15 protein-coding genes and 2 pseudogenes are annotated in these 14864 nt (G+C 65.7%); 9 read left to right on the plus strand and 8 right to left on the minus strand.

Annotation, left to right across the window (positions count from 1 at the left end; translation table 11 throughout):
- Positions 1 to 81 precede the first annotated feature (81 nt).
- Positions 82 to 1002, plus strand: a pseudogene (locus A5658_RS11100) (alpha/beta fold hydrolase).
- Between the two features lie 29 nt (positions 1003 to 1031).
- A complete protein-coding gene (locus A5658_RS11105) occupies positions 1032 to 1547 on the plus strand; it encodes a nitroreductase family protein (RefSeq protein WP_067334093.1) in 516 nt (171 codons plus the stop codon).
- Positions 1548 to 1579: 32 nt separating this feature from the next.
- On the opposite strand, the gene A5658_RS11110 is transcribed toward A5658_RS11105, so the two are convergent.
- From A5658_RS11110 to A5658_RS11130, 6 genes are all read right to left on the minus strand, one after another.
- The gene (locus A5658_RS11110; protein ID WP_067334097.1) at positions 1580 to 2074 is read right to left on the minus strand and encodes a barstar family protein; all 495 of its coding nucleotides are present in this window, start codon (positions 2072 to 2074) and stop codon (positions 1580 to 1582) included.
- Positions 2075 to 2219: 145 nt separating this feature from the next.
- A complete protein-coding gene (locus tag A5658_RS29090; protein ID WP_255361325.1) occupies positions 2220 to 2348 on the minus strand; it encodes a hypothetical protein in 129 nt (42 codons plus the stop codon).
- Entirely contained in the window at positions 2345 to 2602 is a 258-nt protein-coding gene (locus A5658_RS11115; protein ID WP_067334100.1) for a hypothetical protein, read from the minus strand. Before A5658_RS11115 ends, A5658_RS29090 begins: the two co-directional genes overlap by 4 nt.
- Before the next feature lie 27 nt (positions 2603 to 2629).
- Entirely contained in the window at positions 2630 to 3007 is a 378-nt protein-coding gene (locus A5658_RS11120) for a hypothetical protein (protein ID WP_067334103.1), read from the minus strand.
- 38 nt (positions 3008 to 3045) lie between these two features.
- The gene (locus tag A5658_RS11125) at positions 3046 to 4173 is read right to left on the minus strand and encodes a WXG100 family type VII secretion target (protein WP_156751391.1); all 1128 of its coding nucleotides are present in this window, start codon (positions 4171 to 4173) and stop codon (positions 3046 to 3048) included.
- Positions 4174 to 4176: 3 nt separating this feature from the next.
- The gene (locus tag A5658_RS11130) at positions 4177 to 4455 is read right to left on the minus strand and encodes a hypothetical protein (protein WP_067334109.1); all 279 of its coding nucleotides are present in this window, start codon (positions 4453 to 4455) and stop codon (positions 4177 to 4179) included.
- An 81-nt stretch (positions 4456 to 4536) separates the two neighbouring features.
- Between A5658_RS11130 and A5658_RS11135 the strand changes: the two genes are divergently transcribed.
- The 4 genes from A5658_RS11135 to A5658_RS11150 all read left to right on the plus strand — a co-directional run bounded on the left by A5658_RS11135 (position 4537) and on the right by A5658_RS11150 (position 8688).
- A complete protein-coding gene (locus tag A5658_RS11135; RefSeq protein ID WP_231997277.1) occupies positions 4537 to 5304 on the plus strand; it encodes a class I SAM-dependent methyltransferase in 768 nt (255 codons plus the stop codon).
- Between the two features lie 88 nt (positions 5305 to 5392).
- A complete protein-coding gene (locus tag A5658_RS11140) occupies positions 5393 to 6352 on the plus strand; it encodes an alpha/beta hydrolase (protein ID WP_067334115.1) in 960 nt (319 codons plus the stop codon).
- Positions 6353 to 6400: 48 nt separating this feature from the next.
- Positions 6401 to 7546, plus strand: coding sequence for a type II toxin-antitoxin system HicA family toxin (locus A5658_RS11145; RefSeq protein ID WP_067334119.1), 1146 nt, complete (start codon positions 6401 to 6403; stop codon positions 7544 to 7546).
- Positions 7547 to 7668: 122 nt separating this feature from the next.
- Entirely contained in the window at positions 7669 to 8688 is a 1020-nt protein-coding gene (locus A5658_RS11150; RefSeq protein ID WP_197503098.1) for an NlpC/P60 family protein, read from the plus strand.
- Here the strand turns inward: A5658_RS11150 and A5658_RS11155 are convergent.
- Positions 8681 to 9124, minus strand: coding sequence for a type II toxin-antitoxin system VapC family toxin (locus tag A5658_RS11155; protein ID WP_231997278.1), 444 nt, complete (start codon positions 9122 to 9124; stop codon positions 8681 to 8683). The two genes, A5658_RS11150 and A5658_RS11155, sit on opposite strands and share 8 nt — an antisense overlap.
- A 331-nt stretch (positions 9125 to 9455) precedes the next feature.
- Between A5658_RS11155 and A5658_RS29330 the strand changes: the two are divergent.
- The 3 genes and pseudogenes from A5658_RS29330 to A5658_RS11165 all read left to right on the plus strand — a co-directional run.
- Positions 9456 to 10175, plus strand: a pseudogene (locus A5658_RS29330) (BadF/BadG/BcrA/BcrD ATPase family protein); the annotation flags it as partial.
- A gap of 48 nt (positions 10176 to 10223) precedes the next feature.
- The gene (murQ, locus tag A5658_RS29335; protein ID WP_369830508.1) at positions 10224 to 11153 is read left to right on the plus strand and encodes an N-acetylmuramic acid 6-phosphate etherase; all 930 of its coding nucleotides are present in this window, start codon (positions 10224 to 10226) and stop codon (positions 11151 to 11153) included.
- Positions 11150 to 12232 carry an anhydro-N-acetylmuramic acid kinase gene (locus A5658_RS11165; protein WP_067334125.1) on the plus strand — a complete coding sequence of 361 codons (1083 nt, stop codon included), beginning with the start codon at positions 11150 to 11152 and terminating at the stop codon, positions 12230 to 12232. The genes murQ and A5658_RS11165 overlap by 4 nt, the downstream gene beginning before the upstream one ends.
- Here the strand turns inward: A5658_RS11165 and A5658_RS11170 are convergent.
- A complete protein-coding gene (locus tag A5658_RS11170; protein ID WP_067334210.1) occupies positions 12219 to 14852 on the minus strand; it encodes an adenylate/guanylate cyclase domain-containing protein in 2634 nt (877 codons plus the stop codon). The genes A5658_RS11165 and A5658_RS11170 overlap by 14 nt on opposite strands.
- Positions 14853 to 14864 lie beyond the last annotated feature (12 nt).

Here is a 14864-nt window from a genome sequence, read left to right on the forward strand (position 1 = left end):
ACCCATCGTTGCCACATCGGTTCCATGCGTCCCCCGTCGTGACCGCGCCCCGTCGGGGGCCAGAACGGGTACCCCCGACCAATGAATGACGTGAAATTCCTTGAGCTGCACGGCGACAAGGTGGCTTACCGCGACGAAGGCAACGGGGAGGCGCTGCTGCTGATCCACGGCATGGCCGGAAGTTCGGACAGCTGGCGGGCGGTATTGCCCCAGCTAGCGAAGAAATACCGGGTGATCGCGCCCGATTTGCTGGGCCACGGCCAGTCGGATAAGCCCCGCTTTAGCGATTACTCGCTCGGGGCGTTCGCGGTGTGGCTGCGCGACCTGCTCGACGAACTCGGCGTCAGCCACGCCACCGCGGTCGGCCACTCACTCGGCGGCGGCGTAGCCATGCAGTTTGTCTAGCAGCACCCTGACTACGTCAAGCGGCTTGTCCTCATCAGCAGCGGCGGCCTGGGCACCGACGTCGGACTGATCTTGCGCCTGCTCTCGGCGCCTGGAGCCGAGCTGGTGTTGCCGATCATCGCTCCAAAGCCCGTGCTCACCGTCGGCAACAAGCTCCGGTCGTGGCTGCGCTCAGCCGGCATTCACTCGCCGCGCGGCGCCGAGATCTGGAGCGCCTACTCGTCGCTCGCGGACCCTGCGACGCGTCAATCGTTTTTACGGACGCTGCGATCAGTCGTCGACTACCGCGGGCAGGCGGTCAGCGCGGTGAGCAAGCTGGGTCTGCGCCAGCAGTTGCCGATCATGGCGATCTGGGGTGAGCGGGATGACATCATCCCCGTCGACCACGCGCACTCCGCACATGAAGTCCGACCCGACGTCAGACTCGAGCTGCTCCCCAACGTCGGTCACTTCGCTCAAGTCGAGGCACCCAACGATGTCGTCGAGCTGATCGAGGACTTCATCGCAACCACCGACGTCGGTACTGCCGGCCCTGCCCGGCCGAACTCCGGACTGCCGACCGAGGACGGGCGTCACGACGGGCTTAGCGTGGAGTAGACAACCGCACATCCGAGGGGAGCGACTTCATGGAAACCTGGGACGCGATCCAAGCCCGACGCAATGTCCGTCAGTACAAGCCGGACCCGGTGTCCGATGAGGACCTGAGTCGGATCGCCGAGGCCGGCTGGCGGGCGCCGTCAGCGAAGAACCGCCAGGCCTGGGACTTCGTGATCGTCACCGATAAGGCTCAGCTGCAAGAGCTTTCGACGGTCTGGCAGGGAGCCGGGCACATCGCTGGCGCACCTGCAGCTATCGCATTTGTGATTCCCGAACCGCCAGACGAGCGACGACGTGTCACCGATCAGTACGACGTCGGCCAGGCCACGATGGCGATGATGATCGCGGCCACCGACCTCGGCATCGGTACCGGTCACTCATCGGTGGGAGACCAGGACAAAGCGCGTGCCATCCTCGGCGTCCCCGAGGGCTATCAGGTGGCTTACCTGCTCGGCGTCGGCTATCCCGCAGACCGCCCACTCAAGCCGATCCGCAAACCGAACCGTCGGCCGTTCGAAGAGGTTGTCCATCACGGACATTGGTGAGTCGGTGAAGCCGGGCTTGTCACGAGCCGGACTCATAGACGGCGGTTGCGGTCCAACCACTCGTCGCGGTTCCACTCCAGTGTTGTAGCGCCCACCGGCGCCAATTGCAGGCTCGGATCTTCCGACTGCACCAGACAAATCAGATGATCGCCGTCGATGAGGGCATCGCGCTGGTTTCTGGCGTAGATATCAAGTAACAAGTGAGACTCGTCGGGATACCTAGCGGCGAAGATGTTAAATCGCCTCAGCACCAACACGACTCGCAACGTACCGGCTGGAAGATCCCAGTAGAATGACCGAACATCGCCCAGGCAGTCATTCAGCGCTGCCCAATTCTTTCCGTAATGCGCGGGAAAGTTGAAGGCGTCCGCCAGATCTCGATGCATTTTGTCCACATCGGTCCAGCCCGACGCGTCCACGTCCACGATCTGATATCCAGCGCCGCGCAAGGCGGCGATATCGCGATCGACCAGAGCTTTTCTGAAATACAGGTTGACCGCCGTTCTGAGAAACTCGGCACCAAACATGGGGCAACTCTATAGTTGGCAGCCGCCTCTGCACTCCAGCCTCGTGGACAGGCAACATGGCATATGAACAGCGATGGACACCTGCGATTCGAACTGTTGTCATAGTGAATCGGTGCGCTACCCGGAGGTCTGATTAACGTGCATCCTATTTGTCGTCTACGAGATCGGCCGAGACGTGTTTCCCCTTCTCCGTGAGGTTGAGCCAGACCCGGTACTGCCACTGCAGCGGGTCTTCGTGGCGTCCGACGAAGCGGTCGACAAACTGCGTCATCACGTCGTCGACGTTCCCGGCCAAGTCTTGAACTCAGGGTCGTCTGGGCCGGGGATGTCACCGACCTCAACGAGCCCGTCCTTCAGTAGAGATCGGACTGTGTCGACGACCAGCTGCTGCTGCTCAGCCGACAGGTCCTTCAGGTAGCCGCCGAAGATGTCGGCCTGCACGTCGGCCATCGACACGAAATCGTCATACTCGCCCGCCAGAATGCAGTCCCTAAGGCCCTCCTGCGATGTGATTTCGGATTTCCTCATCGCGTTTGTGCTCCTCTTGTCAGCGCGTTAGCCCTCATCTTCGAAAGCCGCCGAGACCTCTCGCCCTTTCGTAGTCAGGTTGAGCCAAATCTTGTAGGCCCACTCATATCGGTCTTCGTAGTGGCCAACGAAGCGCTCGGCAAATCGCTCCATCACCTCGTCGACCGTCCCCGGCCACGTCTTAAACCCGGGGCTACTCGGACTGGGTATCACGCCTACCTCGACCAGGCCCTCTTCGAGCATCGATCGGACGGTGTTCACCACAAGTTGCTGACGCTCAGACGCCGAATCGGCCAGGTCGCCATCGTCGATGAGCCCTTGCACAGCGGCCAAGGACACGAAGTCTTCGATGCCGACCGCAAGAATGTCGCCGCGCAAGGTGTCTTGGGCCTTGTTCTTATTCATTGCCTTGATGCTTCCGTTGTCGATATGGGGTCTTCGCGTTAGTGCTTGAAGTCACGCGCATCCTCTCCGGGGTCGTCCTCGCCGAGGATCGGGATTCCGTGGTCGATGGAGCCCGGCGTGTGCACGAGATGCGGCCAAGGTTGAATGCCGGCCGGACCGCCCGCGACGCCTTCGACAGGACCAGCTTCGGTCGACGCTACTTCCGGCGGAACAGCTTCGGCCGGGCCAATCGCGGGAATGTCTGGGACTTCGCCGGTCTTCGGATTGATGTGGACCTTCCAGTACTCGGTCCCGCCATCCGGCTTCGGAAGGTCGATGTCCAACACGTTCTTGCCAGTTGAGTCGGCGGAGACCCTCTCACCAACCTCGCTGCCGTCTGGCAGCCGTGTCCATTTGCCCATGTCTGGTTCGGGGTAGTGCGTCTCCATTGCGCCGCCATGCTCAGTCATCCACTGTTTCAACCGCTGCAGATCTTCGGGGGACGTGACGGTTTTGTACGTCGGCTTCGAGCCTTTGCCGAGCTTCTCGAGCACTTTGCGAATGTCATCGGCACTCGGCCCCTTAGGTGACGGCGGCTTGCCCGGGCTCTCCTTGAACGTGCGGTTATCCACCGCGTGGACTTGGCCGTTGCTCGAGGGGACCTTCGGGAACGTCGAGCCGACACCGGCCACCGCCGCCGTGATCCTCGCAGCCACTTGAGCATCTGCGCTCACCAATTGCGCTGCGCGCCCACCGATCTGACCGGCGAATGCTTGAGCGGCGGCCTGCCGGGCCGCCCGCTCGGCTGCGGACCCGCCGACCATCCGGTCGGTGACCGAAAGGTCTTCGCCCACTTGAAATCCCGCTGATCGGGCATCCTCGACGGCGTAGCGGATTTGCGAACGGGCCGCTTCCAACTCCGACGCCCCGCTGCGCGCGACGGTGGCGGCATCCTGCAACTGGTCGACCACCACACTGGTGGACAGCATGTCGGCGTGCGTCGCGGTCCGCAATGCGTCGGCGGCTTCGCCGCGCCAATCGGCCCCGAGCGCGTCGCTCCACACCCCGTGGGCCAGGCCGTAGCTGCGCTCGCCGACGGCTTCCCAGTGACTAGCAGCCTCCGTTAGGTGGTCCGTCGGCCACGCCATCAGAGCCGACAGACCAGGACCTCCTGCGACCGCTGCCATTGCCTACTCGCTGACCGCCGACAACGCTGACGCTGATTCAGCTTCCTGGGCGAGATAGCTCGCGTCGGCCGCCGTGACACCGTCCGCGTGCCCACTGACCTGCGCACCTAAGCCCGCAATGAAAGCGGCGACATCAGCGTGGGCGGCATCGACTGCGGCTGCGCTGGTCTGACACGACAGTCCGAGCCCGGTGGGTGCCTCCGCCTGTTGGAGTTCACCCGCTGAGACACCCCAGCGCGCGGCCATTGCCTGCACACCGGCAGTGTCCACACGCAATCCCACAGGGCGGAGTTTAGGCGCGGATCACGGTCGCCAACCAGTCACCGACATATTCTGGACGAGATTAGCGAGGGAGAGTCACCGATGCCCGAACATGCAATGCCGCGAGATCACCAGGGCGACTACGGAATCGACGGTTCTTTCAAAGTCATCTCCGCCCGCGGACAGGCGATCGGCATCGGTGTCTGGTCTGCGGCCCTCGCGGCATGGTCGGCAATCAGCGCTAAACGCGGCAAGCGAGTGACCGCGGCGCTGACCGGCGCGTCATCCCTCGGCATCGCCGCGAGCACCGCGCTCTACATCTACGCAACCAAGGCCGGCAAGTTCCAGGTCTGGCAACGCATCCTCGACGAACTCGTGCTGGAAGGCGACGAGACCGTCCTCGACATGGGCTGCGGCCGCGGCGCAGTACTACTCGCCACCGCAAAGCGACTCCCCAACGGCAAAGCCGTCGGCGTCGACATCTGGCAAGCCGACCAGACCGACAACTCGCTAACGGCAACACTGGCCAACGCCGAAATTGAAGGCGTCAAAGACCGTATCGAACTGCACACCGCCGACATGACCGCACTTCCGTTCGCCGACAATAGCTTTGACGTCATCGTCAGCAGCCTCGCCATCCACAACATCCCCGGCCGCGACGGGCGGCACAAAGCCCTCACCGAGGCCATGCGCGTTTTGAAGCCCGGCGGCCGCCTCGCCATCGCGGATTTGTGGGAGACCAAACAGCACGCCGAGCACCTACGAGCCAACGGCTGGCAGCAGGTCGAGCGCACCAGCGTCGGATGGCGAATGTGGTACGGCGGCCCATGGATTTCGACCCATCTTGTCACCGCGACAAAGCCACGATGAATCACGCTGGAACTCCTGCCCAACACTGCGCATAACTGGGCATTCAATAGTCATTTAAGCGTCAACGGGTCGCCTACTCTGAAGGTTGATGGACAACCCACTGCACCACCCTCCCGGCGTGCCGCGTGTCGAAAAGCCGCGGGCCGAAGGTCAGTTCCACCTCGCCGACGGCCGCCGCCTCGGCTACGCCGAATTCGGTCATCCCGAGGGCCCGGTGGTGCTGTGGTTTCACGGCACCCTCGGCGCGCGACGCCAGTTCCTCGCCAAGGGCCGGCGCGCCGCCGAACAGCTCGGCCTGCGCGTCATCGTCATCGAACGACCGGGCACCGGACTCTCCGACTCCCACCGCTACACCTCGGTGAGCGAATGGGTCGCCGACATGGCCCAGGTTGTCGACACTCTTGACGCGAAAAAGCTTGGTGTGGTGGGCATGTCCGGTGGAGGCCCCTACGCGTTGGCGTGCGGTGCGCTGCCTCCGATGGTCGATCGTGTGGCCGCCGTCGGCGTGCTCGACGGCACCGTTCCGGCCGTTGGCCCCGAGGCTACCCGCGCGGGCGCCACCGAGATCGCCCGACGCTTCGGCCCGATCCTCACCCAGCTGCGGCGTCCACTGGCGGTGATCGCCACCATCCTGCTCGCCCCGCTAATTCCCTTCGCGCACTACGCCTATCGCGTGTACATGCGGATGTGGCCCGAGGTCGACCGGAAAGTCCTCGACGATCCGGAAGTGGAGGCGATCTTCGTCGACGACATGGTCAACGCCTTCCGCGGCCGCTGCCTGGCCATGGTCGACGATGCACGACTCCTTGGCCGCGACTGGGGTTTTCGGCTCGTCGACGTGAAAGTCCCGGTCCGATGGTGGCACGGCGTGACCGACCACGTCGTCCCGATCGCCGGTGTACACGCGGCCATCACGCGCCTGCAAGACGCCGAACTCGTCGTCCGCTCCGAGAGCCATCTCGGCGGGTTCGCCATGACCGAGGACGTGCTGGTCCACATGCGCGAGCAGCTCATCGCCGAACCTAAAGATCTCGGGGTTGCTCAGTAGCTGGCGCACGCTCGCTGCTGTGAGAGAATGCTATGGCAGTATTTCGCTATGCGCGACTCGCTCACTCCCGCCGCAGTTTTGGAGACCCTGGTCGAACTCGACTTGGTCGATCTCAACGCGGGTGGCCCGTGGCCGGGTGAGCCCGACAACGCGGACGTCTACGATCCCGACTGGCGTCAGGTGCATCCGACGCAATCCGACTTCGCGAGCGCGCCCCTCGACATGCCCGACGACACCGGCGCATTCTATGAAGAGGTGCGCCGACGAGCTAACGCAGGATTCAAACCCCCACTCATACCAGTCATCGACGCCCTCGCCTGGTACACGCCAATCCACTACTTTGGCCTCGGCATGGCGATCTACATTCGCGAATCGGCTGTGCTTGACGTCACCGCGGCCGTCGTGAACCAACTCGAGCCGGCCGAGCGCGACAACGAAGCCAACATCCTCGGTGCCTCCCGGGCGGCGATGTCAGTCCTCTACTTACACGAGGCGTTCCATCACAAGATCGAGTCGTTGGCGATCCGCTACGAAATTGTTGAGCGCACAAGGCGTTACCTTCCTTACTCCGATGACGTAGTGATTCCGCTGCTTAAGCAGGGATCCGACGACGTCCTTGAGGAGGCGCTTGCGTGCGCGCAAATGTATCGCCGCTTCGAGACCGAACGCGTGTACCGCCGCGGCGTTCCCGAACCCGTATATCAAGCGACGCTGCGAATGCTTGTCCAGTGGTTTCCGACGTTGCCACCGAGTTATCGAGAGGCGCTCGACTACCTCTACGATCATGAGTTCGAGCCTGCGCTAAACATGTTAATGAGCCAAGTACAGGAGGCGACGACATCACCGAAGCGGGGCCGGAAAGAGTGGGACCTGGCTTCCCACATTCATCGCGGCTTATTCGACGTTCGGCAGATCACTCACGTGCTTGTCCCAGTGGGCGAAATGCCTGTTCTGCCGTGGATCGGCCACGCTCCGGCTTTACCATCTGTCAGTACACGCGAGGCTGTGCGCTACTTGGAGCGCGAAGGCTGGGAGGCCGATGTCCGGCGCGGCAAAGGCTCGCACATATTAATGAAACGCCCCGGTGCTAGGCGACCGCTCCCGATCCCTGCGAACAAGAAGTCATTGTCTCCTGGTTTGGTGAAACAAATCGCAGCCGCGTCCGGTGTACGAGTGGCGGATTTGCGCCTCTGACAATCCATCGTCGGCAGCACTTTGGTGTCGTGGCCTAGCGCTGAAGTGGCACGCGCGCTAGTAGCTAAATCGCAGCGCGCCAACCCGGACACAGCGGCCCGTCTCCGATAACGTCGATGAACATGACTGGCGCCGCGACCCGACTAGCGCTAGCCGCCGTCGTGACCATCGGGCTGAGTGCCGCTCCCGCCTCCGCGTCCCCAGCGACGCAGAACGCGTATGTCACCGTTGCGGTGGCGACGGTGTGGACCACGCCGCAGAGCCCGCGCCCCGTCGACCACTTCGCCGTGACAAACCCTGTCGATATTCGCGGCTGGGTGTCCGCGATGACGACGGACCAACAGGAGGCGCTCACCTCGGACGAGCTCGACCAGACACAGGTCCTCTTCGGCGACCGCGTAGTTGTGGTGCGAGAACAGGGCGACTGGGACGAGGTGCGGGTTCCCGATCAAGCCACGCCGAAGGACTCTCAGGGCTACCCCGGCTGGATTCCCAAGTCGCAGTTGACAATTGATGCGGGCTACGGCGCACTGAAGGGATACGGTCCCTTCGTGCTGGCGGATCGCGGCGTCACCACCTGGCTGTACCGCGAGCCCGGACTCTCCGATCGTGACATCGAGATCAGTGCCAACACCCGGCTTCCCCTGCTGAACCGCACCGACAAGGCCGTTCAGGTGGCCACCCCCGATCGCGGCTCGAAGTGGCTGGACGCCCGAACGGTGTCGGTCTACCAAAAGCCCACGGACATACCGCATCCCACCGGAGCGGACCTGGTCCGATACGCTGCCACATTTCTCGGCATCCCCTATGTGTGGGGCGGCGTGTCCGGGTTCGGCATCGATTGCTCGGGCTTCACCGCCGCCATCTACCAGGTGCACGGCATCACCCTGCCGCGCGATGCCGGCCCGCAGGCCGCCGATAGCCGGGGCCGCCCGGTCGACACATCCGCGTTGCAACCCGGCGATCTGCTGTTCTACTCGCACGACGGCAAGGACCCCGCCAATCCCGATGCGATCCACCACGTGGCGATGTACTACGGGAACGGCGAGATGATCGAGGCATTCGACAAGTCGGAACCGGTACGCATCACCCCGGTTCGACTCGACGAGGACTACTGGGGCGCGCGCCGCTACCTCAATTGAGGATCTCGACCTCGCAAGTGAAGCCCGACGCACGTGAGAGACGCGCATCAGCGGTAACCAGCGAGGCATCAAGAGCCTCGGCCAGCGCAATGTAGGCGGCATCGTAGGGCGTGACGACATGCCGCAGCTCCCATATGCGCTGCAGGAATGGCTGGTGTGAGGACCGGCGCAGAGGCAAAGCCACCAGGTCGGCTAACGCACTTGCGGCCCTTCGGGCGGGCATCAATTTTGCCGCAACGTGACGGCGCCACACGGAGACCACCTCAAGGTCAACGAGTTCGGGCGCGACCAACGTCTCGCCCGCTAAACGCACTCTGGCCCGCTCGCCGTCTGTTCCGTCGTCGCCCAGCGCTACGGCCAATACGCTTGCATCAACGACGATCACGTTCTGCCCGAACATGATCGACAGCAGCCTTGAAAGAGACGCGGCCACCATGGCGTCCAGCGATGCGGTCGAGAACCTCGTCCAGAGTGGGTTGATCCGCTTCGGCGATCAGACGGCTTCGAAGGTATTCCTGTAGGGACTGATGTGCGCGCGCCGCTCGCTCGCGTAGGACCCGGTGGGTGTCTTCAGGGACATCCTTGATCTGAACGCTGGGCATGGCGCCATTATGGCGCCACCGGCGCCATAATACAAGCGCGAGCCTCAGGAGCCCTCGAGTGATATCGCATGCGCGTTCGTTTCCGAAAAAGAGTGCCCCTCTGGCCGAGAGGCCTGTGTGGCGGATGTGACTTCGGATGCGGTCTCCCGTGGAAGGATCACTTCCGTGATCCTCGCCGTCGACCTCGGCAAGACGTCCTGCCGCGCCGCAGCTGCCGGCCGCAGGGCCGAGGGCGCGGGCGCACCCGGGCTCGCGACGCCCAACGGCGTGCGGGCTGCGGAGGCGGCGATCCTGGCCGTCGCACGGCAGTTCGGCCCGGTCGACGAGGTGATCGTGGGTGCCGCCGGCGCCCTCGCGGCACCGGACGCGGCCCGCGCGTTGGGCCATGCGCTGCTGGCCTCACTGCACGCGCAGCGCGTCACGGTCACCAGCGACGCCGTCACCTCCCACGCGGGCGCGCTGAACGGGCAGCCGGGCGTCGTGCTGATCGTCGGCACCGGCGTCGTCGCGCTCGCGATCGACGCCGACGGCGCTATGCGGATCGCCGACGGCTGGGGTCCGTGGCTGGGTGACGAGGGCGGTGGCGCGTGGATCGGCGCCGCCGGGCTGCGCGCGGCATTGCGCGCCCACGACGGCCGCGGCCCGTCCACGACGCTGCTCGACGCCGCCCACGCCCGCTTCGGCGCGCCGCCGACGTGGCCCGCGCAGTTCAACGATGCTGCGGCGCTCGCGCGCTTCGCGCCCGACGTGCTTGCCGCGCAGGACGACGCCGTGGCACGAAAGATCGTCATCAAGGCCGCCGACGCGCTCGCCGCGACCGCCCGCGCGGTGGGGGATGGCCCGGTGGCGATGGTCGGCGGTCTAGCGGAATTCGCGGCCCTGCGCTCCAAACTCAACGCAGTCCCGGCCGCCGGTGACGCGCTCGACGGCGCAATGCGGCTGAGCGCGATCCACGAACCGCACGTCATCCGGCTCCACGCCAAAACCCCTGCCGCACAAGGGCTTGACGCGCTGGCCACCGAAGCCGTCAAGCCCGGCCTCGACGACCTCGACGCGCGGCCGATCGGCGAAATAGTAGAGCTACTCGTCGCCGCCGAAGGCGAGGCCCACCACGCGATAGAAGCGGCCGTCCCGCGCATCGCAGCGGCAGCGGAACACATCGCCCAGAGGCTGCAAAGCGGCGGTCGCCTGATCTACGTCGGCGCCGGAACGCCCGGTCGGCTCGGTGTGCTCGACGCGGCCGAGTGCGGGCCCACGTTCGGAACCGACCTCGTGCGCGGCGTGATCGCCGGTGGGCCAAGCGCTTTGACTGAGGCAATCGAGGGCGCGGAGGACGCATTCGACCCCGCCGATCTCACCGACCTAAAAGCCGCCGACGCGCTCGTCGGAATCACGGCGTCAGGCCGCACGCCGTACGTGCTCGGGGCGCTCGAGCACGCCCGCACGGTGGGCGCGCTGACCGTCGCGATCGTCAACAACCCGGGCAGCGAGGCGTCCGCCGACCTGGTGATCGAATTGCTCACGGGCCCTGAGGTTCTCGCCGGCTCCACGCGGCTGACGGCGGGGACAGCACAGAAGATCGTCCTCAACGCGCTCTCGACGAGCGTGATGATCGCGCTCGGCAAGGCTTACGGACCGCGGATGGTCGACGTGCGGCTGACCAACGCGAAGGTGCGCCGCCGCGCGGTGCGCATCGTCCGCGACGCGGCCGGCGTCGACGAAGACACCGCGACCGCAGCGCTGACCGCCTCCAAAGGTCACGCCAAGACAGCGATCGTCGCATTGCTGGCGGGTATAGACGCGAAAGAGGCCGCGCAAAGGCTCGAAAGGGCACGCGGACACGTGCGCGACGCACTGACATGAAGGTCATCGGACTGATGTCGGGGACGTCGATGGACGGCCTCGACGCGGCGGTCGCCGAATTCGAATGGGACAGTGGCGCGGTCGCGATGTCGCCGCTACGTCACATCGAGCGACCGTGGCCGGACGGGGTGCGCGCGCGGCTGCACGCCTCGCTGGGCCCGACGACGGCGGGCGAGCTCTGCGAGCTCGACCAGCTGATCGGGCAGGCGTCGGCGGAGCTCGCCGCGCAGCTGCTGCCCGCCGACCTCGTCGTCAGCCACGGCCAGACCGTCCACCACTGGGTGCACGGCGACAAAGTTAAGGGGACACTGCAGCTCGGGCAGCCCGCGTGGATCGTCGAGTCGACCGGGTTGCCAGTCATCTCCGACGTCCGCGCGCGCGACATCGCCGCCGGCGGCCACGGTGCCCCGCTCGCCGGGATCCTCGACGACCTGTGGCTTCGCGGCGAGCACACCCGCGCGGCGCTCAACCTCGGGGGCATCGCGAACGTGACGATCGTCCGAAGCTGCTGCGCGCCAATCGCATTCGACACCGGCCCGGCCAACTGCCTGCTCGACGAGGCGGCCCGCCGGACGGCCGGGCAGCCGAGCGACCACGACGGCCGGCGCGCCGCCCGCGGCACACCGGACGCGGCGCTACTCCAACGTCTACTCGACGACCCCTATTACGCGCTCGCCCCGCCGAAATCGACCGGCCGCGAACACTTTCGGCTGGATGATATGCCAGATCTTGCGCCCGAGGACCTGCTGGCGACGCTCACCGAGCTGACCGCGATCACCGTCGCCGACGCGCTCGCGCCGTACGAGCCCGTCGAGGTCGTCGCGTCCGGCGGCGGCGTGCGCAACCCGACCCTGCTCCAGGCGTTGCAACGCCGCCTGCCGCTCACGCTCAGCGACGAGCACGGCCTGCCGGCGCAAGCCAAGGAGGCCTACCTGATGGCGCTGATCGGCTTCCTCGCCTGGCACCAGGTGCCGCTGCTCACCGGACCGCACGTGCTCGGACGCATCTCTCCTGGCAACGCGCCGCTAACACTCCCGCCGCCGGCAAAACCGCCTACCGGCCTGCTTATCGGGCCGTGAATCCTGTTCGCGCCTGGTCGATTTGGTCGTAGGCGTAGGTCACCATCTCGGCGGTCGTCATCGTCTCACCTCGCCGGGCGAACGATTCGTAGGTCTGGTTGCCGAGGACATCGCGTAGACCGGTGATGGCCGTGGTGAACGCGGGGTTCGCTGTCGCGGTGAGGGGACTGAACGCGAACCCCGCGATCGTGGCCGCCGGTTCATCACGTCCGAGCCGCTCGAAAAAGGCAGCGAGGACAGCCAGCGGAAAACGGATCATGGTGCTGTTGCCCGCCTCGTGAAAATTCCGGAGCGCGAGCGCGACATAGTCGAGCGCGGCCAGTGGGTCGCCGTACTCCGCCTCGAGGCGAGAAAGACTGCCAGCGAGACGTGTTTCAGTATTGCGGTTGCCGCCCTCCTGGGCGATCACCAGACCGCGACGCTGCGCGTCCAACGCCGCGGCGGGATCAGCATCGCCGAACGCGTAACCGTAGGCGTAGAGCGCCCACGAGAGCGCGGCCGGGTTGCCAGTGCCCTCGGCAACCTCGATCAGGTCTTTCGCGGCGGCCCTCGCCTCCTCACCGCGGCCCGCGACCGTCAGCGCGACGGTCAGGAACGCCCGGGTGATCCCATGGGTGTCGCGGCCGAATGCGAGCCGGGCACGGCACCATTCGACCTGCCGTTCGGGCTGGCCAACGTGCAGGTACGCAGCGCCGAGCGCGCCCTCGAGGCCGAACGGCACTTCGTTGTAGCGGCCACTGCCGATCACCAGCTGGCCGGCGTCGCTGTAGCCGACAGCTGCCTCGGTCCGTCCGGGCCACCAGGACAAAGACGCCATCACATAGAGGAATGCGAGTGCCGGATGATCGGCGGCGCGGGCGGGCTCGATGAGCTCCTCGGCCCACGTTATCGGCTCGTAGTTGTGCATCCAAAAGCCAAGCCAGGCCGCCCATGTCGCGATCGTGGCGGCGACGTCGAGGTCACTTTGTTCGACGGCCCACCGAAACGCGGACCGCAGGTTGGCCAGCTCAACCGTGAACCAGTCGTAAGCCTCCCGCTGGTGCGGGCTGTCCCACAACGCCATGATGTCGGCTTCGCGCCTGGCGAAGTACCGCGAGTATGCGGCCCGAATCTCGGATGCCTCGCCGCGGGCGGTGAGTTGTTCGTCGGCGAACTGGCGGATCGTTTCCAGCATCGAGAACCGGGTCCGCCCCGAGGACTGGTCCGCGACCACCAGCGACTTGCGCACCAGCGCATCGAGCAGATCCAAGACTGCGAACTCATCACCGGAACCCGTGACGGCGCAGGCACTTTCGAGGTCGAATCCCCCGGCGAACACCGAACACCGCTCCAGCAGCGATCTCTCCACGTCATCGAGAAGGTCGTAGGACCACGCCACCGCGCGGCGGAGTGTCTGGTGGTGCGACGGCCCACGCCTGGAGCCGCCCAGCAGCCGCAACCGCTGATCGAGACGGTCACGCACCTCGCCGGCGGTCATCGACGCAATCCGCGAGGCCGCCAACTCGATGGCCAGCGGGATCCCGTCAAGGCGGCGGCAGATCTCCACCACCGCGCTCGCCTCATCAGTGCCGGCGATCGAATACCCGGCAGCCACGCTCCGCGCGCGCTCGACGAACAAATGGACTGCGGCACTGTCGACCCCCGCGCCAAGGTCGAGCGAGGGCACCAGCCACAGGTGCTCGTCGGGGATCCCCAGCACTTCGCGGCTGGTGGCCACGATCCTCACCGTCGCCGACTGCACGAGGATCGACTCGGCCAGCTTGGCGGCGGCGTCGCGCACGTGCTCGCAATTGTCGAACACCAGCAGCCGCATCCTGCCCTCCAACGCGGCGGCGACGCTCTCGCTGACGCTCATCCCGGGTTGTTGGGTGATGCCCAGGACCGCGGCCACTGCATCGGGTACCGCCGCCGGATCGGTAACCGCAGCCAGCTCGAAAAGCCAAACACCGTCTGGAAATTCATCGGCGAGGCGCCCCGCGACCTCTAACGCCAGCCGGGTCTTGCCGACTCCGCCGACACCGGTCAACGTCACGAGCCGATGAGCCTTGACCGCCGTTCGCAGCTCGTCGAGTTCGGAGCCACGTCCGATCAAGCTGCTCGCCGGGCGCCGCAGATTCCCCGGATTCGTATCGAGCGCCCGCAACGGCGGGAAATCTGTCGCCAAGCCCGGCGCACGCACTTGGAAGACCCCAACCGGCGTTGGCACGTCGCGCAACCGTCTGGGTCCCAGATCCATCAGATCGACGCCGCTCAGCAGAGCTGCCGTCGAGTCGGCCAACAGGATCTGGCCACCATGTCCCGTGGCCATCACCCGTGCCGCACGATTGAGTACCACGCCGAAGTAGTCGCTGTCGCGTAATTCGGCTTCGCCGGTCGCCAACCCCATCCGCACCGGCAGCTGAAGCTCGCGCTGCGCCGCAACCGCGGCATCCACGGCAGCTTGAGCCGACGCGAACGCGGCACATACCCCGTCACCGGTGTGTTTGAACAACCTGCCGCCGTGTCCCTCGACCGCCGAGCGCAATACCTCGTCATGTGCGGCCAGCGCCGTGCGCATCTCCTCGGCGTTGGCCTCCCACCGACGGGTCGAACCCTCCACGTCGGTGAACAAAAACGTCACCACCCCCGAAGG

The sequence above is a fragment of the Mycobacterium sp. 1245111.1 genome, assembly GCF_001673405.1.
Lineage (GTDB): Bacteria > Actinomycetota > Actinomycetes > Mycobacteriales > Mycobacteriaceae > Mycobacterium.

Bases quoted from the DNA above. Each gene is read 5' to 3' on its own strand.
- A5658_RS11115 (WP_067334100.1), bottom strand. From the start codon at position 2,602: ATGAGGAAATCCGAAATCACATCGCAGGAGGGCCTTAGGGACTGCATT.
- A5658_RS11135 (WP_231997277.1), top strand. From the start codon at position 4,537: ATGCCCGAACATGCAATGCCGCGAGATCACCAGGGCGACTACGGAATC.
- A5658_RS11120 (WP_067334103.1), bottom strand. From the start codon at position 3,007: ATGAATAAGAACAAGGCCCAAGACACCTTGCGCGGCGACATTCTTGCG.
- A5658_RS11140 (WP_067334115.1), top strand. From the start codon at position 5,393: ATGGACAACCCACTGCACCACCCTCCCGGCGTGCCGCGTGTCGAAAAG.
- A5658_RS11110 (WP_067334097.1), bottom strand. From the start codon at position 2,074: ATGTTTGGTGCCGAGTTTCTCAGAACGGCGGTCAACCTGTATTTCAGA.
- A5658_RS11145 (WP_067334119.1), top strand. From the start codon at position 6,401: ATGCGCGACTCGCTCACTCCCGCCGCAGTTTTGGAGACCCTGGTCGAA.
- A5658_RS11125 (WP_156751391.1), bottom strand. From the start codon at position 4,173: ATGGCAGCGGTCGCAGGAGGTCCTGGTCTGTCGGCTCTGATGGCGTGG.
- murQ (WP_369830508.1), top strand. From the start codon at position 10,224: ATGCGGCTGAGCGCGATCCACGAACCGCACGTCATCCGGCTCCACGCC.
- A5658_RS11165 (WP_067334125.1), top strand. From the start codon at position 11,150: ATGAAGGTCATCGGACTGATGTCGGGGACGTCGATGGACGGCCTCGAC.
- A5658_RS11150 (WP_197503098.1), top strand. From the start codon at position 7,669: ATGACTGGCGCCGCGACCCGACTAGCGCTAGCCGCCGTCGTGACCATC.
- A5658_RS11155 (WP_231997278.1), bottom strand. From the start codon at position 9,124: ATGGTGGCCGCGTCTCTTTCAAGGCTGCTGTCGATCATGTTCGGGCAG.
- A5658_RS11105 (WP_067334093.1), top strand. From the start codon at position 1,032: ATGGAAACCTGGGACGCGATCCAAGCCCGACGCAATGTCCGTCAGTAC.